Origin of the sequence: Novosphingobium pentaromativorans US6-1 (assembly GCF_000767465.1) — a bacterium.
Classification (GTDB): Bacteria; Pseudomonadota; Alphaproteobacteria; order Sphingomonadales; family Sphingomonadaceae; genus Novosphingobium; species Novosphingobium pentaromativorans.
Map to the genome: position 1 here is coordinate 2171963 of NZ_CP009291.1, position 22411 is coordinate 2194373.

A 22411-nucleotide genomic window follows, 5' to 3' on the forward strand; every position below is an offset into this window, starting at 1 on the left:
GATCTCCTGTCCGTGTCTGTCAGCCGCGAAGAACGGCCCCGAGCTTGGCGGCCGCGGCGGTTACCTTGTCGGCAATCGCCTTGAGGTCTTCTTCCTTGTAGCTCTTCTCCTGCGGCTGGAGCGTCACTTCAAGGGCCAGCGACTTCTGTCCCTCGGGAACGCCCGTGCCGCGGAAATCGTCGAAGAGCCGGGCCGAGACGATGTTGGCCTTGTCCGCACCCTGCACCAGCCGCACGAGATCGCCCGCGGGCGTTTCGGCCGGCACGAGGAAGGCGAAGTCGCGCGTGATCGCCTGGAGCGCAGGCGGCGCATATTTGATGCGGGCGAAACTGGCCGCGCCCTTCTTCGCCGGGATGGCGTCGAGATAGATCTCGGCCAGGGCCACCGGCCCGTCGATGTCGAACTGCTTCGCCACCCCGGGATGGATCATGCCGAACCGGGCCAGCACGTTCTTGGGCCCAAGGCGCAGCGTGGCCGATTGGCCGGGATGGAACTGCGGCCCGGCCTCACCCATGACCTGGAGCTTGTCGGCAGGGGCGCCTGCTTCGGCAAGCAGGGCCAGCACTTCGCCCTTGGCGTCGAAGGCGTCGAAGGCAGTCGCCTTGCCCGATGCCCAGCCGCGCGGCGTCTTCTCGCCTGCAAGCACCACACCGAGGGTCAGGCGCTCGTCGCTCATGCCCGCCTTGCCGCGCAGATAGCGGCGGCCAATCTCGAACAGGCGCAGACTGGCGGCGCCGCGGTCCAGATTGCGGCGAGCGGCGGAAAGCAGGCCCGGCAGCAGCGAAGGGCGCATGACTTTCATGTCCTCGCTGATCGGATTGGACAAGGTCCAAAGGGGGCCCTCGCCATCGGCAAAGGCTGCCGCTTCCGCTTCGGGAAGGAACGACCAGGTCACCGCCTCATGCATCCCGCGCGCTGCGGCAGCGCGGCGAACGCGGCGTTCGAGCTGCTGCATGGCCGTGGCGGTCGGCAGGGCGACACCGTCGGCACGCGGCAGGGCCACGCTCTCCACCTTGTCGAGCCCGTGAATGCGCACCACTTCCTCGACGATGTCGGGCGCGCCGTCGATATCCGGACGCCAGCCCGGGACAGTCACGGCCCAGGCCTTGTCGAAATTCGCTTCCTCGACGACCACCGAGAAGCCCAGCGCCTCGAGGATTCGCTGTTGCTCCTCCGGCTTCACCACAACGCCGCCGAGCTGCTCTGTCAGACCGGGCTCGAAATGGACGATCCTGGGCGTAGCCGGCGCCGCACCGGCGCGAACCACGTGCGAAGCCTCACCGCCGCAGATCATCTGGATCAACGTCGTCAGGTAATCGAGACCGGTATCGAGGAACTGCGGATCTATGCCGCGCTCGAAGCGGCTGCGCGCATCCGAGGTGAGATTGAGCTTGCGCCCCGTCTTGGCGATGCGGACCGGATCGAAATAGGCGATCTCGAGCAGGACGTCGGTCGTCTCGTCCGAACAGCCCGAATGCTCGCCGCCCATGATGCCGGCAATGTCATGCACGCCGCTGTCGTCGGCGATCACGGTCATCTCGCCATCGAGCGTGTAGCTCTTCTCGTTCAGCGCAACGACGGTCTCTCCATCGCGGGCGCGGCGGGCGACCACGGGACCGGAAAGCCTGGCCAGATCGTAGGCATGGGCCGGGCGGCCGTGGCCAAGCATGAGATAATTGGTGATGTCGACCAGCGCCGAAATCGGACGCTGACCTGCCGAGAGCAGCTGGTCCTGCAGCCACTGCGGCGACGGGCCGTTCTTCACGCCCTTGATGACGCGGCCGTAGAAGGCCGGACAGCCTTCCGGATCGTCGGTGCGGATCTCGACCGGGCACGGGAACGTGCCTTCGACAGGCTCCACCTTCATCGGCTTGAGCGTGCCGAGACCGGCCGCGGCCAGATCGCGGGCAATGCCGAAGAGCCCCATGCAGTCGGGCCGGTTGGGCGTGATCGCCACTTCGATGATCGGACTGGCGCCGTGATAGGCGGCGAAATCGGTGCCGACCGGCGCATCTTCGGGCAATTCGATGATGCCGTCGTGGTCATCGCCCAGCTCCAGCTCGCGCGTGGAGCACATCATGCCGTTCGATTCGACGCCGCGCACCGCGGCAACCTTGAGCACCATGCCGTTGGCCGGAACCGTCGCGCCGGGCAGTCCCAGCACGCCGACGAGGCCGGCGCGCGCATTGGGCGCACCGCAGACCACCTGAAGCGGATCGCCGTCTCCGGTATCGACCGTCAGCACCTGCAGCTTGTCGGCATCTGGATGACGCGCGGCAGTCAGGACCCTGGCGACGCGGAAGCCGGCGAGCCTGGCGGCCGGGTCTTCGATGCCTTCGACTTCAAGGCCGATGGCATTGAGCGTTGCCGCCACTTCCTCGACGGTCGCTTCGGTTTCGATGTAGCGCTTGAGCCAGACGAGCGAGAATTTCATGTGTTCTTTCCTTCCGCTCAGGCCGGCGTACCGACGCCGCCCGAGAGGGTCGGCACGTCGAGGGCGGAGAATCCGTAGTGAGAGAGCCAGCGAACGTCGCCGTCGAAGAAGGCGCGCAAGTCGTCCATGCCGTATTTCAGCATGGCAAGTCGATCGACGCCGGTACCGAAGGCAAAGCCTTGCCATTCGTCGGGATCGAGCCCGCCAGCCTCGATGACGCGGCGATTGACCATGCCCGAACCGAGCACTTCCATCCAGGCGTGCCCCGGCGCATCGCCCGATCCGCCCACGACGCGGCGGCCGCCTTCGTAGGCATAGCCCACGTCGACTTCGACCGAAGGCTCGGTGAAGGGGAAGTAGCTGGGACGCAGGCGCAGGACGATGTCGTCACGCTCGAAGAAGGCCTTGAGGAAAGTTTCGAGCGTCCACTTGAGGTGTCCCAGGTGAATGCCCTTGTCGATCACGAGGCCTTCGATCTGGTGGAACATGGGCGTATGGGTGGCATCGCTGTCCGAGCGATAGACACGGCCCGGCGCGATCACCCGCAGCGGCGCACCTTGCGCGATCATCGAACGGATCTGCACCGGCGAAGTATGCGTGCGCAGCAGCATCTCGCGCCCGTCATCGTTGTGATCGGGGAAATAGAAAGTGTCGTGCATCGCACGCGCCGGATGGCTCTCGGGCATGTTGAGCGCGGTGAAGTTGTGCCAGTCGTCCTCGATTTCGGGGCCAGTGGCAACGGCAAAGCCCATGTCGGCGAAGACTTCGGCCAGTTCGTCCATGACCTGCGAAACCGGGTGCACGGATCCGCGCGGCTGGTCGGGCGCGGGCAGCGAAAGATCGATGGTCTCCGAAGCGAGGCGGGCGTCGAGAGCGGCGGTTTCGAGCGCTTCCTTGCGCGAGGTCAACGCCTCGGTCACGCTTTCGCGCAAGCCGTGGATCTTGGGGCCTTCGGCCTTGCGCTCGTCCGGGCTCATCTTGCCCAGGGTTTTGAGCAGGCCGGAGATCGAGCCCTGCTTGCCCAGAAACTCGACGCGCAGCGCCTCCAGCGTATCGAGATCGGATGCCCCCGCTATCCGCGAGAGCGCCTCCTGGCCGGTTGCTGCGTAGTCCACGTGTCGTCTGCCTGCTGCGTTGCTGGTATCGAGCCGCGGTCCTTAGGCAGGTCAGCCGCGAATCGCAACGAAAGAGCAGGATAGCGCGGTGCGAAGGCGCAATTCTTCACAAGTCGGGCTTGATCCCGTGCCAGCTCGCACCTTCCTTCAACTCGAGCGCGACTTGGCGGGCATAGCGCGTGCGTTCACGGATGACCGGCTCGACGACCGGCTTGGACAATTGCCCGTATTCCGAGGGGGTCATGCCCATGAATTCCCGGAAGTCGCGCACGAACTGGGCTTGGTCGTGATAGGCCGCATCCATTGCCCCCATCCACCTGAGGGTCGGGTCGACGGTGAAGTGGGTAAGGCTGCGCAGGAACCTCTCGCGGCGCAGCAGGGTCTTGGGTGAGAAGCCGAAGGCCCGCTGGCACAGGCGCTCCAGCGTGCGGCGGCTGACGCCCGAACGCTCGACCAGCTCCGGCACCGTCTCGATCTCCGGATCATACAGCGCCTCATAGACTTCGGCGATGCTGCGGGCGGAAGGGTCGCGCAGCTGCTCGAGCCCGTCGAAAAAGTCGGTGAGGCGGTCAAGTTCCCCTTGCCTGTCCGGCTCGGGACCAAACAGGATTTCGGCCAGGGGCCTGAACTTTGCGAATGCGGGATCGGTCATGCCATCGGCCAGCCGATTGGCATATTTATGCGCGGGCGCCCCGACCAGCAGGGCCCAGCCAAGCGGATGAAGCAGGACGCCCCACTGGCGAATGGTCCCCGTTCGCAGGTAAGCCTCCTGCGTGCGCGGCCCGGAGACGGAGAAAGTCGCCGTACCCAGAGCCTGGCCGTCGCGCGTGGCGCCGCCAACCAGCGGTACGTGATTGAAGCGCAGGGTGGCCCAGTCAGGGAACATGAAATCTTCGATGAAGCCGTCGCCTTCGACTTCGATCTCGATGAGGAACACACCTGCAAAATAGCGCAGCAACCTCGGAGAGGTACTCATGTATTCCGCAGTTACCTTGCAGGACGGGGGCATCCTTTCAAGCTCCTAGCTGGACCGGCAAACCTAACGCAAAGTTGTAAACACGCAAGAAAATGGGCGCGGATTTATGCATCCGCGCCCATTCTCCGATCTCGGTCCGGGCCAATCGGCCCGGCTTAAAAACGATTCCGATCAGGCCGGAAGCGCTTCCTTTGCCTGCTTGATCACCGCCGAGAAAACCGAACCTTCGTTCATGGCGAGGTCGGCCATCGTCTTGCGGTCGAGTTCGATACCGGCGAGCTTGGCGCCGTGAATGAACTGCGAGTAGGTCAGGCCTTCGGCGCGGACGGCAGCGTTGATACGCTGGATCCAGAGCGCGCGGAAAGTCCGCTTCTTAACCTTGCGGTCGCGATAGGCGTACTGGCCGGCCTTTTCGACGGCCTGGCGAGCGACGCGGATCGTATTCTTGCGGCGGCCGCGGTAGCCCTTGGCCTGGTCCAGAATACGCTTGTGCTTGGCGCGGGTGGTAACACCCCTCTTGATACGGCTCATCGGTCAGTACTCCTCAGTTGAGCCCGTAGGGCGCCCACTTCTTGATCGTCTTGGCATCGGCGTCGGAAATGACCTCGGTGCCGCGATTCTGGCGGATGTACTTGCCGTTATGGCTAATCAGGCGGTGACGCTTGCCGGCAACGCCGTGCTTCACCTTGCCGGTGGCGGTGAGCTTGAAGCGCTTCTTGACGCCGCTCTTCGTCTTCAACTTGGGCATTTTCGACTCCTTTTCAGGGACACGTCGCACCAGCCGTGGCAGCCCTTCATGGCCAGACCAGCACGCCGAATCCCCGTCGCGGAGATTCGACCGTGTCGATTGAAGGTCGCGCCCTTAGTGGGAAGATCGCCGCAAGGCAAGCGCGAAGACGCCGCCGAGCGGCGTTCAGGCCCCGTTGCGCAGCGTGGTGAAGGCACTCAACCGGCTTTCCTCCAACCACGCGAGGTAATCGCCGCCGGCTATCGGGCGGGCATGAGCGGGCAGCGGTATCCGCCAGAGTATAGACCTGCGCCGCGACCCGCCCGCCTTTGCCGATAAGCACCGGCATCGCCGCGCGGCGGTATTCGGCGCCTTCATAGCGATCGAGCAGCGAAAGTTCACCGGGTGCGAGTTCGAGCTCACACAAGGTACCGCGCACACGATGCGCCGACGCAGCCGGGACCAGCGCGGGGAACCAGCCGTTGCCGCTGCGGATCGCATGGATTTGTCCAGGGAGGCTCGCATCTGCGCTGGTCTGGCAGCGCGCGGCGATCCACGCGCCCATCCGGGTTCCCGCGCGGGGTTGAAGCGTGCCGTAAACGAAGAGCCGCAGCCGCGTCACCTTCTCGCGTCGCAACCGGTCAGTGATGGCAGGCCAGCGCCTCGACGACGTCTTCCAGCCGGGCCGGATCGCCGATCGCCAGGACCTCACCGCCCGAAGCGGCATGGAGCGGATCGCCGTTCCAGTCGCACATGGTCCCGCCCGCACCTTCAACGATCGGCACGAGAGCGGCCCAGTCGTGCAGCTTCAGCCCGGCCTCGCAGACGAGGTCGATCTGGCCGGATGCAAGCAGACCGTAGTTGTAGCAGTCCCCGCCCATCATCATCCGGCGATGGTCGGTGCGGGCCGCAAGCGCCATGAAGTGGTCGCCCTGGTGGTCGTCGAAGTATTGCGGACCGGTTGTGGCCAGCATGGCATCGGAGAGCTGGCGGCAGGGCCGTGTCCGCACTTCACGGCCATTGAACGTGGTCGCCATGCCGCTGGCACCGACCCACCGCTCGCCGAGAATCGGCTGATCGATCACGCCCATCACGGGCCAGCCATCCACCAGCAGGGCGATCAGGGTGCCGAAGATCGGCCGGCCGGCCAGAAACGACACGGTGCCGTCGATGGGATCGAGGACCCAGCTCCGCCCCGAAGTCCCGGCCTCGGTGCCGAATTCCTCGCCGACGATCTCGTCGCGCGGCACTTCCGCCTTGAGGATCCGGCGCATCGCCTCTTCGGCGGCGCGGTCGGCCACGGTTACCGGCGAGGCGTCTTCCTTGCGCTCTGCATCGAGCCCCGAGCGGAAATGCGGACGAATGGCATCACCGGCAGCATCCGCCAGACGCAGGGCAAGGGCGAGGTCCTGATCGATCTTCATGAGCACCCTCTGCCTGCAGCATTCCGGGCTGGTCAAGCGGCAATATATTACCTGCAGTACCTGTAAGAAAATTGCAGGTCGGATGGAACGAATGTATAGATTTCCTCCATTGCGACACTTGGAGCGGCATCGTATTTCATGGTTAAGGGCTTTTAACTTAACGAAAGAGGGGCATGCATCGCAAGAAACGTCCGGCTGTGGATACGTCCATCGAACCGGAACAAGGGGTGACCAGCGGAGGCCAGCCCCTCTCCTATAACCGGGCACCCGCACCGGACCTGGCTCCGTGGGTGGGCCGCCTCTACGTGACCAAAGTTACCGCGCCCGAAGATTATCAGTTGTCCTGCGGGCTGTTCAACGACACCGCCTGCCTTCGCATCCAGCTTGCGGGCGATTGGCGGGCGGTGACCGCTACCGGCCCCGAGCATTTCGGCAAGGCTGCCCTGTTCTTCGGGCCGCAGTCGCGGCGGATGCCCGTCTCGGTAACCGGCAGCTTCACGAGCCTCGGCCTGATCCTGCGTCCGGGCGCCTGCCTTACACTGCAGGGTCTCCACGTGCGCGAGTTCGTGGACCGGCTGGTCGTGACCGACGCGGTCAAATCGCCCTCTGCCAAAATCCTGTCGAACATCGATCCGGACGGATCTCCCGAAGATTGGCTGCAAGCGCTTGAAAACATGGTGCGACGCCGGATCGATCAGATTGACGCCAGGCATCCCGATCCGGTGACCTCCCGATTCGAAGAGCTGGCTTTCAGCAACCCGAACATCACCGTCGCCCAGGCCGCGCGCGATTGCGGCGTCGAGCGCCGCAAGCTCGAACGCATGATCAACCGCGACTTCGGCATGTCACCCAAGCAAGTGCTGCGGCGTGCGCGCGCGCTCGACATGGCCAGTCATTTGCGCGGGGTGGCGGACAGGAACGAAGGCGACGAGATCGCGCTGCGCTATTACGACGAGAGCCACCTCATCCATGAGTTCACCGAATTGTTCGGAATGTCGCCGCGCCAGTTCCAGAGCACACCGCAGCCGATCCTGACCCTGGCGCTGGAATCGCGGCAGGCCCGCAGGCTGGAAGCGCTCAAGCGGCTCCAGCCCGGCCAAGACAGGCCCTGGGCCTGACAGGACCGACGCCGCTCTTGCAGCGCCAGTCCTTCATCAATTGATCCGAAGTGGATCGACCTCAGTCGAAAAGGCTGGAAACCGAGCTTTCGTCGGCGATACGGCGAATCGCCTCGCCGATCAGCGGTGCGATGGTCAGGATCCGGATGCGATCCGATTCGCGCGCGGCATCGGTGGCCTGGATCGAATCGGTGATCACCAGTTCCTTGAGCGCCGAATTGTTCACGCGCGAAACCGCTGCGCCCGAAAGCACGCCGTGGGTGATGTAGGCAGTGACGCTGACTGCGCCCTCGTCCATCAGCGCCTGCGCGGCATTGCACAGGGTCCCGCCCGAATCGATGATGTCGTCGATCAGGATGCAGGCGCGGCCCTTGACGTCGCCGATGATATTCATGACCTCGGACTGCCCCGGGCGGTCGCGGCGCTTGTCGACGATGGCCAGCGGCGCATTGTCGAGACGCTTGGCCAGCGCGCGGGCGCGGACCACGCCGCCGACGTCCGGCGAGACCACCATAAGCGACTGGTCGCCGTAGCGGGCCTGGATATCGGCCGCCATGACCGGCGCTGCAAAGAGGTTGTCGGTCGGGATATCGAAGAAGCCCTGGATCTGCCCGGCGTGCAGATCGACCGAGAGAACGCGGTCGGCCCCGGCCTCGGTGATCAGATTGGCAACGAGCTTCGCCGAGATCGGCGTGCGCGGTCCCGGCTTGCGGTCCTGGCGGGCATAGCCGAAGTAGGGAACGACCGCCGTGATCCGCTTTGCCGAAGCGCGGCGCAGCGCGTCGATGCCGATCAGCAGTTCCATCAGGTTGTCATTGGCCGGAAAGCTCGTCGGCTGGACGACGAAGACGTCCTCGCCGCGCACGTTCTCGTGAATCTCGACGAAGATTTCCTCGTCGGCAAAGCGCCGGACGCTGGCGTCGGTTAGCGGCAACTCGAGATATCCCGCGATAGCGCGCGCGAGCGGAAGGTTGCTGTTGCCGGACATGATCTTCATCGCGAATCCCCGAGACGGCCGATAGTTTTTGGGCTGATGGCGCAGGCCTCTAGCCATGCGTCATCCGATTGCAATAGAGCGCGGCAGGTTTTTCTCCCCCGCCACAAGCGGCAAGGCCGGACCCGCACCAACGGACCCGGCCCTAACTGCCTGAATCGTCAGGACGACGCGATCAGTGGCGGTGTTCGCCCTTGATCCAGCGCACAGTCCCCGAACTTGCGCGCATGACGACACTTTCGGTCGTCATCTTGCCGCCCTTGAGGCGCTTGACGCCATCGAGCAGCGAGCCGCTGGTCACACCGGTCGCCGCGAATATGCAGTCGCCCTTGGCCAGTTCGCCGAGCGTGTAGATCTTGTTCAGATCCTCGATGCCCCACTTGCGCGCACGGGCCCGCTCATCGTCGTTGCGGAACAGCAGGCGGCCCTGCATCTGCCCGCCCACGCAGCGAAGCGCAGCGGCGGCCAGAACGCCCTCGGGCGCGCCTCCCGAACCCATGTAAACGTCGATGGTGGTCGTCTCGTCGGTCACCGCGATCACGCCGGCAACGTCGCCATCGGGAATGAGCTGGATGCCGCAGCCGATCTCGCGCAGTTCCTCGATCAGGTCCGCATGGCGCGGACGGTCGAGTACGCACACGATGATCTCGTGCGGATCCACGCCCTTGGCCGCAGCAATCGACTTGATGTTCTCGGTCGGCGTCTTGTCGAGGTCGATCACGCCCTCGGGATAGCCCGGCCCCACGGCCAGCTTGTCCATGTAGACGTCGGGTGCGTTCAGCAGGCCACCTTCTTCGGCGGCAGCGAGGACGGCCAGCGCGTTCGGTCCGGCCTTGGCCGTGATCGTCGTGCCTTCCAGCGGATCGAGGGCGATGTCGATCTTCGGCCCCCGATCGGGAGCACCGCCAACCTTCTCGCCGATGAAAAGCATGGGAGCCTCGTCACGCTCCCCCTCGCCGATCACGACAGTCCCGTCGATATAAAGTTCGTCAAAAGCCTTGCGCATGGCCTCGACGGCGGCATGATCGGCGGCTTTCTCATCACCGCGACCAATGAGTTCGGAAGCGGCAATGGCTGCCGCCTCAGTAACGCGCACCATTTCGAGAACGAGGACGCGGTCGAGAACTTTACTTGCAGGAGTTTTCTTGTCGGACATGTTCACTCCGGATTAATCCGAGGAGGAAAGGTTCGGACCGCTTAGACAGAGGAATTGAAATTGTCGAGAAGGTGGCCGTTCGTTTTCGCGCTTATTGCATTCGCTCCAGTCCCGACAATTGCACAGGTGAGCGAAGCCGACCGAGAATTAGCGGAAAAGATGATGGCGCGCGGTCGCGTAACGCCCGACAAGTTGACCAATCGCTGTTCGACGCCCGAGCGTCGCGGCGACATCGTCGTCTGCGCACCCAAGCAGGACGAATTCCGCATGCCGTCGACGGCCGACAGCGATCCCAATTCGAAGGAAGCGCTGGACGACGGCCAGCTTCGCGCGCCCGACGTTGCCGGAAACGGCATCTTCAAGGGCAAGGCGACGATGGGTTTCGGCAGCGTCACCCGCCCTTACATCATCGATCTCTCGTCGATCCCCCAAGCGCCGGAAGGCTCGGACGCCGACAAGATCGCCAAGGGCGAGATGCGCGCCGACTGACGGCGGCAGACGGGAGCCTGGTGCGAGGAAACCTCCCCCGCGCTTGACCTCACCGCGCCATCAGTTGGCGATGATCTGCATGACCAGCGGCTGCGCGGCCAGGTTGTCCGAGCCATCCAGAATGCGCATGGCCTCGGTAACGGCCGATTCCGGCCCCTCGTGCGTGACCACGGCGATGATGACTTCGCCGGCATCGTCCGAAGGCGCCTTCTGGATCAGGCTCTCGATCGAGACGCCGGCATCGCGCATGGCTGCGGTGATCTCGGCAAGCACGCCCGGACGGTCGTGGACGATGAAGCGCAGGTAGGAACGGCCGAACCGATGGCCGGTCGGTGCCGGCGCAATGTCCTCGAGCTCGCTTGCGGGCATCGAGAAGGCCGCTCCCTTTTCGCCGCGGGCGATGTCGATGATGTCCGCAACCACGGCGCTGGCGGTCGGTCCGTCACCGGCACCGGCACCCTGGAACAGGAGGCGGCCCATGAAATTGCCTTCGGCGACGACCGCATTGGTCGCACCGTCGACATGCGCGAGCGGATGATCGATCGGGACAAGATGCGGCCGCACGCGCTGGAACAGGCCCACACCGCCATCGAGGCGATCGATCTCGGCCATCCCGATCAGGCGAATGACGTAGCCCAGCGAACGGGCCTGCTCGATGTCCGCAGCCTTGACCGGCGAAACGCCCATGGTCTCGACGGCGTCGAAGCGCAGGCGGGAACCGAAGGCAATCGCAGCAAGGATCGACAGCTTGTGCGCGGCGTCGATGCCCTCGATGTCGAAGGTCGGGTCCGCTTCCGCATAGCCCAGACGCTGTGCTTCCTCGAGAACATCGGTGAAATCGCGGCCGGTATCCTCCATCGTGGAGAGGATGTAATTGCAGGTGCCGTTGAGAATCCCGTAGACGCGCTCGATCTTGTTCGCGGCGGCGCCTTCGCTCAGACCCTTGATGACCGGGATGCCGCCGGCAACCGCGGCTTCGAACTTCAGGGCCACGCCGGCGGATTCGGCAGCCGAGGCCAGTTCCAGTCCGTGATGGGCGATCATCGCCTTGTTGGCGGTAACCAGCCCCTTGCCATTGCCAATCGCCTTGCGCGCGAGCGACAGGGCAGGTCCATCCGAGCCGCCGACCAGTTCGACGACGACATCGACATCCTCGCGGGCGGCAAGCGCTGCCGGATCGTCTTCCCAGGTGTACTGCGTCAGGTCGACGCCGCGATCCTTGGTGCGGTCGCGCGCGCTTACCGCGGCGATCCGAATCGGACGCCCCGCACGGCGGGCAATCAGCTCCGCGTTGGTCTCGATGAGACGGACGACACCGGTACCGACGGTACCCAGACCTGCGAGTGCGATATTGAGCGGTTCTACCATGGACTTCCCTTTCGGGAGCGCGCCCTAGGCGACGCCGGACGGAATTGCCAGTACCTTCCCGCGCCGACACCCAATCTTGCCGCAGAACTACTGCGCCAACGCCGCTGTCCTCACGGTGCCGCCCCTCAGACGCCCTGCCCAAGCGTCCGGCGGCAAACGCCCAGTTCACCCAGCACCATGCGATAATCGGACTCTGCCTGTCGCCGCGCCGCGAAGCCTTCCGAAACGTTGGCCTTGGGCGGCAGGGCATTGGGCAGGAAGCAGGCCAGGCGATACCATTCGAGCGTGTCGCGCCTTGGCGGATTGCCGACATCGGCGATGAGTTCCGAGAAGGACGCGCCCCAGATCGGCGGCCGCCCCGGCTCATGGCGCACGGTGATCGACGCCGCCGAGCCATCCTTAGTCGACAGGAAGATCTGCGTCTCGCCTTGCCCCGCCAGCGTTCCGGGCACGTAGAGGATCTCACGAACCCCGGTCACTTTCGCCGGCGCGTCGGGCGAGACGAGGGCCTGCAGCACGCGGCGTACTTCGGCATCGGCTTCGGGCGTCCACAGCTGCTGCGCTTCGGGCGAGACGAGCTGTATTTCTCCCGGGCGCCCCTTTACCGCACGTGCGAAGAGAAGAACCTCCTGCTTCTTGAGATTGGGTGCCTTGCCGCGCGCGTCGAGCGGCAGGTCGACAAGGTAGGCAACCGATTCGCCCAGCGGCGTGGATCCCGTGAGCAGGGCCTTGGTGTCGGCCTGCACATAGAAGCGTGCCATGCCCTGCTTAAGCCCGGGAGACCTCTCGTCAGCCACCCGCACCAACTTTCGAATCTGTGCATGGATCACCAGTCCTGACGAATCGGCCAGGTCTGCGATGTCGGCGTAAGTTACCCCGGCCGAAGCCGCCGTGCCTTCCTGAGCCCGTGCTGGAACGGCCTGCGCAAAGAGCACTATTCCGGCAAACCCCGCCGCAAGTGAGCGCAATTTCGATGACATGTGACGGTATCTCCGTGGCAAGAGCATTGAGTATAAGCGTGTCGATTGACAGGCCCAAAGTCGCTTGACGACAATTTCGTCTCAGCCGGGCTGAATTGACGGTTAACCTGTGTCAGGTTCATAAGACATTGCGCAGGGTGGGCTTCGCCGCTAAGGAAGCTCGCAAAACGGGGCAAAAACACAAAATCGCCCCTCGGCCCGGACCTCCGTCGCATAGTCTACGGGTTAAGGGCTGTCAGCCGTCAGGGTGGGTAATTTAGGTTTCGTCATGGTTTTCGCAACTGCGAAGGCCATGGTCGCCCTTGGATTCGTCCGGGGCTTGGTAATGGAGTGATGCGTCTGAATGGCTTACGCTGACCAGCAAATGAGCGGTAATAAGATTACCGCGCTTGTCATTGTCGCGCTGATCCACGTCTTCGTCGGCTATGCGCTAGTCACGGGCCTCGCCTACGAGGCGGCGAAGAAGGTCATCAACAAGGTGACCACCGTGGACATCAAGGAAGATAAACCCAAGGAGGAAGAGCCGCCGCCGCCACCTCCTAAACAGGAAAATGTGCCGCCGCCGCCCATTGTGGCGCCGCCGCCGCCGATCAACATTGCCCCGGCCCCGCCGCCGGTGCAAACCGTGATCACCCCGCCGCCGCCGCCGCCTGTGGTCATCCAGACCGCAGCGCCGCCGCCGCCGCCGCCGCCGCCGTCCAAAGCCAAGGGCGCCTCGCCCAAGGGCATGAACAGCTGGGCCGCCCGCATCCAGGCCAACTATCCGACCCGCGCAGCTCGTGAAGAGCGTGAAGGTCGCGTTGGCGTGCGAGTGACCATCGGCGCGGACGGCAGGGTGTCCTCCTGCTCGGTTACGAGCTCGAGTGGCAGCCCTGACCTGGACGAAGCAGCATGTGACGGCATGAGCCGCTACGCGCGCTTCAACCCGGCCATCGACACCGCGGGTAATCCGACGACGGATACGTATTCGACCGCGATCGTCTACAAGCTCAACTAACTCCTGTACGGCAGGGTCCCGTGCGGACCCAGGCCAACTCCTGCATTCTTCTTGAGAGGTAAAATCGCATGCTTATCGTTGACATCCTCGCCGCTGCCGGCGAAGCCGCCGCGCCTCAGAACAAATTCGGTTTCGCAGAAGCCCTCGAGCAGGGCGGCTTCATCGCCTATGCGACCGTGATCATTCTCGGCATCATGTCCTTCGGTTCGTTCTACATCCTGTTCACCAAGTGGTTCGAACAGTCGAAGATCCTGCGCCAGTTCAACACTGTCCGCAGCAGCTTCTGGAAGGCCCCCACCCTGCGTGAAGGCGCCGCCAAGCTCGAAAAGAACAGCGCATGGCGCCAGCTCGTCGACGACGGCATCGCCGCTGAAGACCAGCACGCCAAGATGACCGATTCGCTCGAAGCCCACGACTGGCTGCACGGCTCGCTCGCTCGCTCGGAATCGACCATCAACGCCCGTCTCGCTTCGGGTCTGCCGTTCCTCGCCACCGTCGGCGCGACCGCACCGTTCATCGGTCTGTTCGGTACCGTCGTCGGCATCTACCGCGCTCTGATCGCCATCGGCATCGCCGGTTCGGCCTCGATCGACAAGGTCGCCGGTCCGGTCGGTGAAGCTCTGATCATGACCGCGCTGGGTCTGCTCGTCGCCGTTCCCGCCGTTCTCGCCTACAACTACCTCCAGAGCCGCAACAAGCGCATCTCGGAAATGCTGACCGGCTTCTCGAACGACGTTCTCGCGAACATCAACTCGAAGGGCGCCGTCAAGCCCGCCATGGCTGCTGCTCCGGCGAAGGCCGCTCCGGCCAAGCCCGCTGCCGCTCCGGCCAAGTCGTAAGACGCTAGGAGCGCGGCAGGTACTCAAGCTGCCGCGTTTTCGGGGCCCAAGGCGACGGAGCGATGCATGCGTGTCCGTCGCCTCCCCAGGGCAACGCTAGAATTAGGATAAGACTATGGCGATATCCACGGGCGGAGGCGGTGCAGACTCACCGATGTCCGACATCAACACGACGCCGCTCGTCGACGTCATGCTGGTGCTTCTGATCATCTTCCTGATCGCGGTTCCGGTCGCGATCCAGACGATCGAAAAACTGCACATTCCGATCATCAAGTCGGTCGAATCGAAGGACAAGGTCGAGAACCTGCTCCTCACCGTTTCGACCACCGACGATGGCGGACGCAGCGCTGGTGAACCCGGGTACACGGGTGCGTCGCGCAATGGCGAGTGCCGCGTCTACTTCAACAACATCACACCGGTCACTGCGGAAGAACTGCGCGACCGTGCCTTCAAGCGCCTCGACTCGATCGTGAAGCGCGAAGGCGGCGCCGAGGCCCTGATGAAGAATCCGGACCTCATCCCGCAGGTGCACATCCGCGGCGACGTGAACGCCCCGTGGCGTTGCATTGCCGGTGCGATCTACAACGTCCAGATCTCGGGCTACCCGACGGTCGGGTTCATCTCGAACCCCGTCGACCCGAACGCCTGACGTTCGTACAGGAACAGGAGTAACACCCCATGGCAATGTCAGGCGGCAAGGATGATGGCGCCCCGATGATGGAAATGAACACGACGCCGTTGATCGACGTCATGCTCGTGCTCCTCATCATGTTCATCATCACCATCCCGGTTGCGACCCACTCGATCGACATCGATCTGCCGGTCGCGACTCCCCCGGACTCGACGCCTCCGCCGGTCGACCCGGTCCGCAACAAGGTCGTCCTCACCTCGGACGACAAGATCATGTGGAACGGCAACCAGATCGACGGCGCAACCCTGCAGCGCCTGCTCGTGGATACGACCAACATCGATCCCGAGCCGGAACTGCAGTTCCAGCCGGAGCCGCAGGCCAGCTACGATCTCTCGGCCAAGGTGCTGCAAGTGATCAAGGCTTCGAAGGTTTCGAAGTTCGGCTTCGTCGGCAACGAACAGTACGCTGAATTCGGCAAGTAAGTCGAAACCGGCGGATCCCTCAAGGATCACGGAAAAGGGGCGGAGAAATCCGCCCCTTTTTTCATGCGCGCAAGAAACGTCCCGGAATCGGCGACACGCCCATCTATTCATCCCCCATCTATTCATCGAGCGCCGGATCGACCCGCATGGCAAGCGAGGCCAGGCTCTCCGCTTCATGCAGGAGTTCGTCGTCCGCCGCGCCCGAGGGCAGGCTCTCGCGCCCGATCATCGAGAGCACGGGAACCGACAGCGGGCTGATCCGGTCGAGCCGGATATGATCGATCTCTCGCGCCGCCCGGTCGAGAACGTCCGCCACGCGCGCCACGTCGGTCATACGTGAGCGGGCATCGGCCCAGGCAGCCTCGATCAGCAGGTGGTCGGGCTCGTACTTGCGCAGGACGTCGTAGATAAGATCGGTCGAGAAGGTCACCTGCCGCCCCGACTTGCGCTTGCCAGGATGCTGCCGCTCGACGAGGCCGGAGATGACCGCGACTTCGCGGAAGGCGCGGCGCAACAGGTAGGACTGCTGAACCCAATCGACGAATTCGTCCGTAAGGATGTCCGGTGAAAGCAGCACCGCCGGATCTTCCACCGGCTTGAGGCCCCAGATCGACAGCGCGTAGTCCGTCGCGACAAACCCGAGAGGGCCGAGGCCGCGATCCTCCATGCGCCGCGTCACCAGCATCCCGAGCGACTGGTTCGCCGGCCAGCCTTCGAAAGTATAGTACGTCGTGTAGGCCAATCCGCGATGGGGGAAGCTCTCGACCAGAAGACGTCCTGGAGCCGGCAGGTGCGAACGCCAGTCCTGCACTTCGAGCCATTCGCGCACGTCATCGGGAAAGCGCGCCCAGCCCGCGCGGTCTGCCAGCATCTCACGGACCCGATCCGCCAGATGGGTCGAAATCGGCATGCGCTGGCCCATGTAACTGGGGATCGTCGCCGAACGCTTCGCCGCCCGGACGACAAGGTCGAGATCCTTGAGCGATTCCACTTCGAGATCCATCCCGGCAAAGCGGAAGGTATCGCCCGGCTCCAGGCTAGCGCCGAAGCCCTCCTCCACCTTGCCCAGCGAGCGCCCGTTGCGGAAGCGCACATCCAGCATCTCGGCATCGACGATGATCCCGGCGTTGAGCCGGTGGCGCGCCGCGTGCTCGGGATGGGTCAACCGCCAGGTGCCGTCCCGGTCCTTCACGATCCGGCGAAAGCGGTCGTAGGAGCGCAGCGCGTAGCCCCCGGTCGCCACGAAATCGAGCACCCGGGCGAAGATCGCTTCGTCGACCCATGCATAGGCCTGGGTGGAGCGTACTTCGGACAGGACGTCTTCCTCCCGAAACGGACCGGAACAGGCAATGGCCATGACGTGCTGGGCCAGGACGTCCAACCCGCCCGGACGGAACCCCTCGCCATCGCGCCGGCCTTCACGCACCGCCTCCTGCGCGGCGAATGCCTCGAAGAACTCGAAGCGGTTGCCCGGGACCAGTATGGCCTCGCTCGGGCTGTCGAGACGGTGGTTCGCCCTGCCGATGCGCTGCAGCAGGCGAGAGGAGCCCTTGGGCGCCCCCATCTGGACGACAAGGTCGATATCGCCCCAATCGATGCCGAGGTCGAGACTGGCCGTGCAGACGAGCGCCCGCAACTCGCCCCGCGCCATCGCGCCTTCGACCTTGCGACGTGCCTCCTTCGACAGGGAACCGTGGTGGATGCCGATGGGCAGCTTGTCCTCGTTGGCATCCCAGAGGCACTGGAAGATGTACTCGGCAAGGAAGCGCGTGTTGGTGAACACCAGCGTCGTGCGGTGGGCGCGGATCTTCTCGTAGAGCTGGTCGATCGCCCATGTCGCCGCATGCCCGCTCCAGGGAATGCGCTCGTCGCGCGGGAGCAGGATCGAAACATCGGGTTCGGCCCCGGCTTCGCCCGCGACAAGCGCGACCGTATCGATGTCGCCCCAGGGTGCCAGCCAGCCGCGATAGGAATCCGGATCCGCCAGGGTCGCCGAAAGTGCCGCGCGCTGCATCGCGGGCGCCAGTGCCTGCAGCCGCGCGAGCGAGAGCGCCAGCAGATCGCCGCGCTTGCCCGTGGCGAAGGCGTGCACCTCGTCGATCACCACCCGCTGCAGGGTCGAGAACAGCTCCGGCGCCTCGGGGTAGCTCAAAAGCAGCGAAAGCGATTCCGGTGTCGTCAGCAGGACATGCGGCGGGCGGGCGCGCTGGCGGGCCTTGCGGTCCGAAGGCGTATCGCCGCTGCGGGTCTCGATCCGGATCGGCAGACCGATTTCCTCGACCGGGGTAACGAGGTTGCGCTGCACGTCGTGTGCCAGCGCCTTGAGCGGAGAGACGTAGAGCGTGTGGAGACCCTCTGCAGACTTCATCCCTCCCAACCGCGACGGGCAGAAGGCCGCCAGCGTCGGCAGAAACCCTGCAAGGGTCTTGCCGGCCCCGGTATCGGCCACGAGCAGCGCATGGCGCCCCTCGTCCGCAGCCGCAAGCATGTCGGCCTGATGGCGCCGGACGCGCCAGCCGCGGCCATCGAACCATTGCGCAATCTCGGGCGGGACTCCCGCTTGCTCACTCATTCCTGGTCTGTCCCGGCACGGCTCATCGTGTCTGCAGCATAGCGTTCCCCACTGGAAATGCAGCGGGAACTCTCCCGGTTCCGGCATGTCCCTCTTGCGACACCTTCCGCGATCTTCGAAGAAGGCCGAAGCGACGCCCCGGGGAGGTGTAATGATAGCGATTGCCGACACCGATCACCTGACCGCCGCCGGTGTCGGTCTCGCACTGGGGTTGCTTGTGGGCCTGCAGCGCGGCTGGGCCCTGCGCGACCGTCCGGAAGGCTCGCGCTTCGCCGGGATCCGCACTTTCGCTCTCATCGGCCTGGGTGGCAGCCTCGCGGGCCTGCTCTATGCCAATGCCAAGGGGCCGGCCACGACGCTGCTGGTGGCGATCTGCGCGCTGGTGATCCTCGGTTACGAGCGAGCGACGCGCAACTCGCAGCGGATCGACGGCACCTCCGGCGTGGTCGCCCTGCTCACGCTCGCCTGCGGTTTTCTCGTAGGTACCGGAGAGGAACTGCTGGGCATCGTCATCGCGGTCGTGATGGTCCTCATCCTGGCCATGCGTACCCAGTTGCACGGCTGGATCGAGCGCCTGAGCGAAAAGGAGATGCTCTCCATCGCGCGCTTCGCGCTGATTGCGCTCGTCATTCTTCCGCTGCTGCCGGACAAGTCGTTCGGCCCCTACGAAGCATGGAACCCGCGCAAGCTCTGGCTCGTCGTCGTGCTCGTCTCGGGCTTCTCCTTCGCGGGCTATTTCGCCGCACGCATCCTCGGGCCAACCCGCGGCATTCTCGCGACCGCGGCAGCCGGTTCGTTCGTTTCGTCGACGGCCGTTACCGCCTCGCTCGCCAACAAGCTGAAGGAAGGCACGCAGGGAACCATGATCGTGGCCGCCGGGATCTCGCTGGCGTCCGTGGTCATGTTCATACGCGTGCTCGCGCTCGTGAGTGTGCTGGCACCGCCGGCGCTGACCGAACTGGCCCAAATCGTGGCCCCCGGCATGGCTGTCAGCCTCGTCCTGACCTTGTGGTACCTACGGCGATCGGCGCAGGAAAAGCGCGAAAAGGGCGGCCACGAAGTGGAGATGCGCAACCCTTTCGACATCGGGCCTGCCCTGCTCCTGACCGCGCTGGTCATGGCCCTGACGGTGGCGGCGCAATGGGTGCTCCAGCACTACGGCGACCGGGAACTGGCCATCGTCCTCGCATTGTCGGGAGCGCTGGACGTGGATTCCGCAATCATCACCCTGGGCAACCTGCCCACAGGCACATTGGCGCCGAGGACTGCAGGGCTTGTCCTTGCCGTACCGGTCGTCCTCAATACCCTGTTCAAGGCCTTCGTCGCCAGCAGCGTCGGGGGCTGGCACAAGGGCAAGCACGGCACTTTGCCTCTAATCGCCTGCGCCGTTCCGGTAACGGTAACCGCCCTGCTCATGATCTGACCTTGCAAGGTCCTGCAGGCTTGCAGTGCCTCGGCACCCTTCGAGAGGCGCAGGGGTGGATGCGCTTCAATTCCCCCGCGAAAGACCCGACATGGCAAGCTGTGCGTCGACCTCGGCGATGAGCCGCTCCAGCCCTTGCGCCGTCCCGCTTTCGGCGCGGGCGACCAGCACGTCCTGCGTGTTGGACGCCCGCAGCAGCCACCAGCCGTCCGGTGTCCTGACCCGTACACCATCGATCGCGACGAAATCCGCCCCCGCTTCGGCGAGGCGGCGGCGCACTTCCTCGACCGCCGCGAACTTGCGGGTCTCGTCGACATGGAAGCGCAGTTCGGGCGTGTTGAGCAGTTCCGGCATGGCCCCGCGCAATTCGGTGATCGAGCGCCCCAGCCGCACTGAAGCGGCCATCAACCGGACCGCGGCATAGAGTGCATCGTCGTAGCCATAGAAGTCATGCGCGAAAAAGACATGGCCGCTCATCTCTCCTGCCAGCGGTGCTCCCGTCTCGGCCATTTTCGCCTTCATCAGCGAATGGCCTGTCTTCCACATCAGCGGCTCACCGCCATGCCCGGCAATCGCGTCAAACAGGGCCTGCGACGCCTTGACGTCAGCGATGACGGTCGCACCGGGCACCATGCGCAGCAGGTCTTCGGCAAAGATCATGAGCAGTTGGTCACCCCAAATCGTCCGTCCCATGCCATCGACGACGCCGATGCGGTCGGCATCGCCGTCGAAGGCGATCCCGAAATCGAGGCCCTCGGCAGCGACCAGCGCCTTGAGGTCGGCCAGATTGGCTTCCTCGGTCGGGTCGGGATGGTGGTTGGGAAAGGTGCCGTCGACAGCAGTGAAGAGCAGGAAATGCTGCCCCGGCAAGCGCGCCGCCAGCTTTTCCAGCGCCAGCCCGGCAGCGCCGTTTCCGGCATCCCAGCCGATCCGCAGCGCGGACAGCGCCTCCCTCGGCACTTCGCCCAGTCCCTCGACGATGCGGGCGACGTAGGCATCGAGGACTTCGCGCAGCTCGACACTGCCAGCGCCTTCGTCCCAGTCCCCCGCCTGCGCCATGGCACCGAGGCGGGCGATATCCGCGCCGAAGAACGGCTTGCCTGCCAGCACCATCTTGAAGCCGTTGTGCCCGGGCGGGTTGTGGCTGCCGGTGATCTGGATGCCTGCGTCGATGTCCGCCCCTGTGGCTTCGGCAAAGTAGAGCATCGGCGTCGGCCCCAGGCCGATCTGCACGACATCCGCGCCGCTGCCCACGAGCCCCTCGACCAGCGCGGCCTCCAGCATCGGCGAACTGGTCCGACCGTCACGCCCCACCGCGACCTTGCGCCCCCCGCAGCGACGCACGAGCGTGCCGAAGCTGCGACCGATGGCGCGGGCATCGTCGGGGCCCAGCGTCTCACCGACCACCCCGCGAATGTCGTACTCGCGCAGGATCGTCGGATCGATGCGATGGCTCATGGCTGGGGGGTGCTGTCCTGCGGCAGGTTGGCCAGCAGGATATCGCGCGCTTCGTTGGCTTCGTGGACCTTTTCGCTCGACCCGCCCCGATCAGGGTGCACTTGCGCGATCAGCCGCCGGTGCGCTTCGAGGATATCCTTGCGGCTGGCGCCTTCCGACACGCCCAGCAGGGCCCGGGCCCGCGCGCGCGGGAAGGCCTTGCCGCTGCGCTTGCGCGATTCCCATGGCCAGCGCCCGAAAGCCATTTTCCAGGCAATGCAGGCCAGCGCCGCCAGCCACAGGAACTTCATGCCTGCGACGCGAGCTCGAGTTGGCCCTTGTCGCGGGCCGGCACCGGCAGATTCAGGCCGGCGACGAGGCTGCGCAGCTCCTGCCGGGCGACGAGATGGCTGGTGCCCAGTTCGCCCAGGTGGCCCTTGTCGAGCAGGGTCAGGCCCGAGGGAAACAGCTCACGGTAGATGACGCGTTCCGAAAGGCCGCTGGCGATGCGGAAGCCCACTCGCTTGGACAATTCCTTCAGGGCCTCGTCGAGACGGCGCATGTTGCGCGCCTCGACGTGCTGGACGCGGTTGCGCACCACCACCCAGTCCAACTCGCGCCGACCATCCTGGATCGTCTTCAATCCGCGCTTCTTGCGCGTTTCCCACATGAGCTCTGCATAGAAGGACAACTTCTTCACGCGGAAGCTCTCGCTCTCGACCTGGCCGATGAGGTCGAAATCGACGAAGCTGTCGTTCAGCGGGGTGACGAGCGTGTCCGCGGTCGTCGCCACGTGGCGGGCGAAGACATCGTCACGGCCGGGCGTATCGAAGATCAGGAAATCGTAGCCCTCGGCGATTTCCTCGGAAAGCGCGTCGAGTTCGTTCACGTCGTCGCCATCGTAAACCGCAAAACGCGCGCCGGGCAGCGCGATCTCGCGTCGCTGTTCGGTTTCCACGCGGTTTTCCAGATAGCGGAACAGGGTGCGCTGGCGCGGATCGAGATCGATCGCGGCCACTTTCGCACCCTGATAGGCAAGGCCGATGGCTACGTGGACGGCGGTAGTGGACTTGCCGGTACCGCCCTTTTCGTTGGCGAAGACGATGCGATGCGCTGTCACGAGACCTGTGTTCGCTTTCCCTGTTGATGCGGGCTATTCACCCGGCCACCAAGTCAAATACATTGCCGCCCCCGGCGCGCTGCGGCTAATGGCCGGCGCGCCAGCCGGTCAAGGGCATCATATCGGAGC

22 protein-coding genes are annotated in these 22411 nt (G+C 64.8%); 7 read left to right on the forward strand and 15 right to left on the reverse strand.

Features of this window, described 5'->3' with window-relative positions; genetic code table 11:
* Nucleotides 1-19 precede the first annotated feature (19 nt).
* The 7 genes from pheT to hisN all read right to left on the reverse strand — a co-directional run bounded on the left by pheT (nucleotide 20) and on the right by hisN (nucleotide 6676).
* Complete coding sequence (gene pheT, locus JI59_RS10055) at nucleotides 20-2434, reverse strand: phenylalanine--tRNA ligase subunit beta (protein WP_007012843.1); 2415 nt, start codon at nucleotides 2432-2434, stop codon at nucleotides 20-22.
* A gap of 17 nt (nucleotides 2435-2451) precedes the next feature.
* Nucleotides 2452-3549 (reverse strand): phenylalanine--tRNA ligase subunit alpha, encoded by a 1098-nt coding sequence (gene pheS / locus JI59_RS10060; protein WP_007012842.1) that lies wholly within the window; start codon nucleotides 3547-3549, stop codon nucleotides 2452-2454.
* Between the two features lie 106 nt (nucleotides 3550-3655).
* Nucleotides 3656-4525 carry a helix-turn-helix domain-containing protein gene (locus tag JI59_RS10065; protein WP_238532511.1) on the reverse strand — a complete coding sequence of 290 codons (870 nt, stop codon included), beginning with the start codon at nucleotides 4523-4525 and terminating at the stop codon, nucleotides 3656-3658.
* Nucleotides 4526-4696: 171 nt separating this feature from the next.
* Nucleotides 4697-5056, reverse strand: a complete 360-nt coding sequence (gene rplT, locus JI59_RS10070; RefSeq protein ID WP_007012840.1) for a 50S ribosomal protein L20 — start codon at nucleotides 5054-5056, stop codon at nucleotides 4697-4699.
* Nucleotides 5057-5069: 13 nt separating this feature from the next.
* Nucleotides 5070-5273 carry a 50S ribosomal protein L35 gene (rpmI, locus tag JI59_RS10075; protein ID WP_007012839.1) on the reverse strand — a complete coding sequence of 68 codons (204 nt, stop codon included), beginning with the start codon at nucleotides 5271-5273 and terminating at the stop codon, nucleotides 5070-5072.
* Between the two features lie 46 nt (nucleotides 5274-5319).
* Nucleotides 5320-5874 carry a gamma-glutamylcyclotransferase family protein gene (locus JI59_RS10080; RefSeq protein WP_238532510.1) on the reverse strand — a complete coding sequence of 185 codons (555 nt, stop codon included), beginning with the start codon at nucleotides 5872-5874 and terminating at the stop codon, nucleotides 5320-5322.
* A gap of 19 nt (nucleotides 5875-5893) precedes the next feature.
* The gene (gene hisN / locus JI59_RS10085; protein WP_038575960.1) at nucleotides 5894-6676 is read right to left on the reverse strand and encodes a histidinol-phosphatase; all 783 of its coding nucleotides are present in this window, start codon (nucleotides 6674-6676) and stop codon (nucleotides 5894-5896) included.
* Nucleotides 6677-6849: 173 nt separating this feature from the next.
* On the opposite strand from hisN, the gene JI59_RS10090 reads away from it, so the two are divergent.
* Nucleotides 6850-7794, forward strand: coding sequence for a helix-turn-helix domain-containing protein (locus tag JI59_RS10090; RefSeq protein ID WP_038575963.1), 945 nt, complete (start codon nucleotides 6850-6852; stop codon nucleotides 7792-7794).
* Between the two features lie 61 nt (nucleotides 7795-7855).
* Here JI59_RS10090 and JI59_RS10095 read toward each other — a convergent pair whose 3' ends face one another.
* Together JI59_RS10095 and glpX are read right to left on the reverse strand one after the other, a co-directional pair.
* The gene (locus JI59_RS10095; RefSeq protein WP_007012835.1) at nucleotides 7856-8791 is read right to left on the reverse strand and encodes a ribose-phosphate pyrophosphokinase; all 936 of its coding nucleotides are present in this window, start codon (nucleotides 8789-8791) and stop codon (nucleotides 7856-7858) included.
* A gap of 172 nt (nucleotides 8792-8963) precedes the next feature.
* Nucleotides 8964-9944, reverse strand: coding sequence for a class II fructose-bisphosphatase (glpX, locus tag JI59_RS10100; protein ID WP_038575966.1), 981 nt, complete (start codon nucleotides 9942-9944; stop codon nucleotides 8964-8966).
* A gap of 126 nt (nucleotides 9945-10070) precedes the next feature.
* Between glpX and JI59_RS10105 the strand changes: the two genes are divergently transcribed.
* Nucleotides 10071-10433 (forward strand): hypothetical protein, encoded by a 363-nt coding sequence (locus JI59_RS10105; RefSeq protein ID WP_007012833.1) that lies wholly within the window; start codon nucleotides 10071-10073, stop codon nucleotides 10431-10433.
* 60 nt (nucleotides 10434-10493) lie between these two features.
* Here the strand turns inward: JI59_RS10105 and JI59_RS10110 are convergent, their stop codons facing one another.
* Together JI59_RS10110 and JI59_RS10115 are read right to left on the reverse strand one after the other, a co-directional pair.
* On the reverse strand, nucleotides 10494-11801 hold the full coding sequence (locus JI59_RS10110; protein WP_007012832.1) for a homoserine dehydrogenase: 1308 nt from the start codon (nucleotides 11799-11801) through the stop codon (nucleotides 10494-10496).
* Nucleotides 11802-11926: 125 nt separating this feature from the next.
* The gene (locus JI59_RS10115; protein WP_007012831.1) at nucleotides 11927-12781 is read right to left on the reverse strand and encodes a hypothetical protein; all 855 of its coding nucleotides are present in this window, start codon (nucleotides 12779-12781) and stop codon (nucleotides 11927-11929) included.
* Between the two features lie 343 nt (nucleotides 12782-13124).
* Here JI59_RS10115 and JI59_RS10120 point away from each other — a divergent pair, with 343 nt between their 5' ends.
* The 4 genes from JI59_RS10120 to JI59_RS10135 all read left to right on the forward strand — a co-directional run bounded on the left by JI59_RS10120 (nucleotide 13125) and on the right by JI59_RS10135 (nucleotide 15730).
* Nucleotides 13125-13778, forward strand: coding sequence for an energy transducer TonB (locus JI59_RS10120; RefSeq protein WP_038575968.1), 654 nt, complete (start codon nucleotides 13125-13127; stop codon nucleotides 13776-13778).
* A gap of 68 nt (nucleotides 13779-13846) precedes the next feature.
* Nucleotides 13847-14617, forward strand: coding sequence for a MotA/TolQ/ExbB proton channel family protein (locus JI59_RS10125; protein ID WP_007012829.1), 771 nt, complete (start codon nucleotides 13847-13849; stop codon nucleotides 14615-14617).
* A gap of 115 nt (nucleotides 14618-14732) precedes the next feature.
* Nucleotides 14733-15266: an ExbD/TolR family protein gene (locus JI59_RS10130; protein WP_173364740.1), complete on the forward strand. Its 534-nt coding sequence runs from the start codon at nucleotides 14733-14735 to the stop codon at nucleotides 15264-15266.
* Nucleotides 15267-15295: 29 nt separating this feature from the next.
* The gene (locus tag JI59_RS10135) at nucleotides 15296-15730 is read left to right on the forward strand and encodes an ExbD/TolR family protein (protein WP_007012827.1); all 435 of its coding nucleotides are present in this window, start codon (nucleotides 15296-15298) and stop codon (nucleotides 15728-15730) included.
* 118 nt (nucleotides 15731-15848) lie between these two features.
* Here JI59_RS10135 and JI59_RS10140 read toward each other — a convergent pair whose 3' ends face one another.
* The gene (locus JI59_RS10140; RefSeq protein WP_038575969.1) at nucleotides 15849-18302 is read right to left on the reverse strand and encodes a ligase-associated DNA damage response DEXH box helicase; all 2454 of its coding nucleotides are present in this window, start codon (nucleotides 18300-18302) and stop codon (nucleotides 15849-15851) included.
* A 151-nt stretch (nucleotides 18303-18453) separates the two neighbouring features.
* Between JI59_RS10140 and JI59_RS10145 the strand changes: the two genes are divergently transcribed.
* Entirely contained in the window at nucleotides 18454-19725 is a 1272-nt protein-coding gene (locus tag JI59_RS10145) for an MgtC/SapB family protein (protein ID WP_007012824.1), read from the forward strand.
* A gap of 66 nt (nucleotides 19726-19791) precedes the next feature.
* On the opposite strand, the gene pgmG is transcribed toward JI59_RS10145, so the two are convergent.
* From pgmG to JI59_RS10160, 3 genes are read right to left on the reverse strand one after another with little or no spacing between them, the layout of a single operon-like run.
* Nucleotides 19792-21183 carry a phosphoglucomutase/phosphomannomutase PgmG gene (pgmG, locus tag JI59_RS10150; RefSeq protein WP_007012823.1) on the reverse strand — a complete coding sequence of 464 codons (1392 nt, stop codon included), beginning with the start codon at nucleotides 21181-21183 and terminating at the stop codon, nucleotides 19792-19794.
* Nucleotides 21180-21473: a J domain-containing protein gene (locus tag JI59_RS10155; RefSeq protein WP_007012822.1), complete on the reverse strand. Its 294-nt coding sequence runs from the start codon at nucleotides 21471-21473 to the stop codon at nucleotides 21180-21182. Before JI59_RS10155 ends, pgmG begins: the two co-directional genes overlap by 4 nt.
* The gene (locus JI59_RS10160) at nucleotides 21470-22282 is read right to left on the reverse strand and encodes a division plane positioning ATPase MipZ (protein WP_007012821.1); all 813 of its coding nucleotides are present in this window, start codon (nucleotides 22280-22282) and stop codon (nucleotides 21470-21472) included. The genes JI59_RS10155 and JI59_RS10160 overlap by 4 nt, the downstream gene beginning before the upstream one ends.
* Nucleotides 22283-22411: the final 129 nt, after the last annotated feature.

Bases quoted from the DNA above. Each gene is read 5' to 3' on its own strand.
- pheT (WP_007012843.1), bottom strand. From the start codon at position 2,434: ATGAAATTCTCGCTCGTCTGGCTCAAGCGCTACATCGAAACCGAAGCG.
- JI59_RS10065 (WP_238532511.1), bottom strand. From the start codon at position 4,525: ATGAGTACCTCTCCGAGGTTGCTGCGCTATTTTGCAGGTGTGTTCCTC.
- rplT (WP_007012840.1), bottom strand. From the start codon at position 5,056: ATGAGCCGTATCAAGAGGGGTGTTACCACCCGCGCCAAGCACAAGCGT.
- rpmI (WP_007012839.1), bottom strand. From the start codon at position 5,273: ATGCCCAAGTTGAAGACGAAGAGCGGCGTCAAGAAGCGCTTCAAGCTC.
- hisN (WP_038575960.1), bottom strand. From the start codon at position 6,676: ATGAAGATCGATCAGGACCTCGCCCTTGCCCTGCGTCTGGCGGATGCT.
- JI59_RS10090 (WP_038575963.1), top strand. From the start codon at position 6,850: ATGCATCGCAAGAAACGTCCGGCTGTGGATACGTCCATCGAACCGGAA.
- JI59_RS10095 (WP_007012835.1), bottom strand. From the start codon at position 8,791: ATGAAGATCATGTCCGGCAACAGCAACCTTCCGCTCGCGCGCGCTATC.
- glpX (WP_038575966.1), bottom strand. From the start codon at position 9,944: ATGTCCGACAAGAAAACTCCTGCAAGTAAAGTTCTCGACCGCGTCCTC.
- JI59_RS10110 (WP_007012832.1), bottom strand. From the start codon at position 11,801: ATGGTAGAACCGCTCAATATCGCACTCGCAGGTCTGGGTACCGTCGGT.
- JI59_RS10115 (WP_007012831.1), bottom strand. From the start codon at position 12,781: ATGTCATCGAAATTGCGCTCACTTGCGGCGGGGTTTGCCGGAATAGTG.
- JI59_RS10120 (WP_038575968.1), top strand. From the start codon at position 13,125: ATGGCTTACGCTGACCAGCAAATGAGCGGTAATAAGATTACCGCGCTT.
- JI59_RS10125 (WP_007012829.1), top strand. From the start codon at position 13,847: ATGCTTATCGTTGACATCCTCGCCGCTGCCGGCGAAGCCGCCGCGCCT.
- JI59_RS10130 (WP_173364740.1), top strand. From the start codon at position 14,733: ATGGCGATATCCACGGGCGGAGGCGGTGCAGACTCACCGATGTCCGAC.
- JI59_RS10135 (WP_007012827.1), top strand. From the start codon at position 15,296: ATGGCAATGTCAGGCGGCAAGGATGATGGCGCCCCGATGATGGAAATG.
- JI59_RS10140 (WP_038575969.1), bottom strand. From the start codon at position 18,302: ATGAGTGAGCAAGCGGGAGTCCCGCCCGAGATTGCGCAATGGTTCGAT.
- JI59_RS10145 (WP_007012824.1), top strand. From the start codon at position 18,454: ATGATAGCGATTGCCGACACCGATCACCTGACCGCCGCCGGTGTCGGT.
- pgmG (WP_007012823.1), bottom strand. From the start codon at position 21,183: ATGAGCCATCGCATCGATCCGACGATCCTGCGCGAGTACGACATTCGC.
- JI59_RS10155 (WP_007012822.1), bottom strand. From the start codon at position 21,473: ATGAAGTTCCTGTGGCTGGCGGCGCTGGCCTGCATTGCCTGGAAAATG.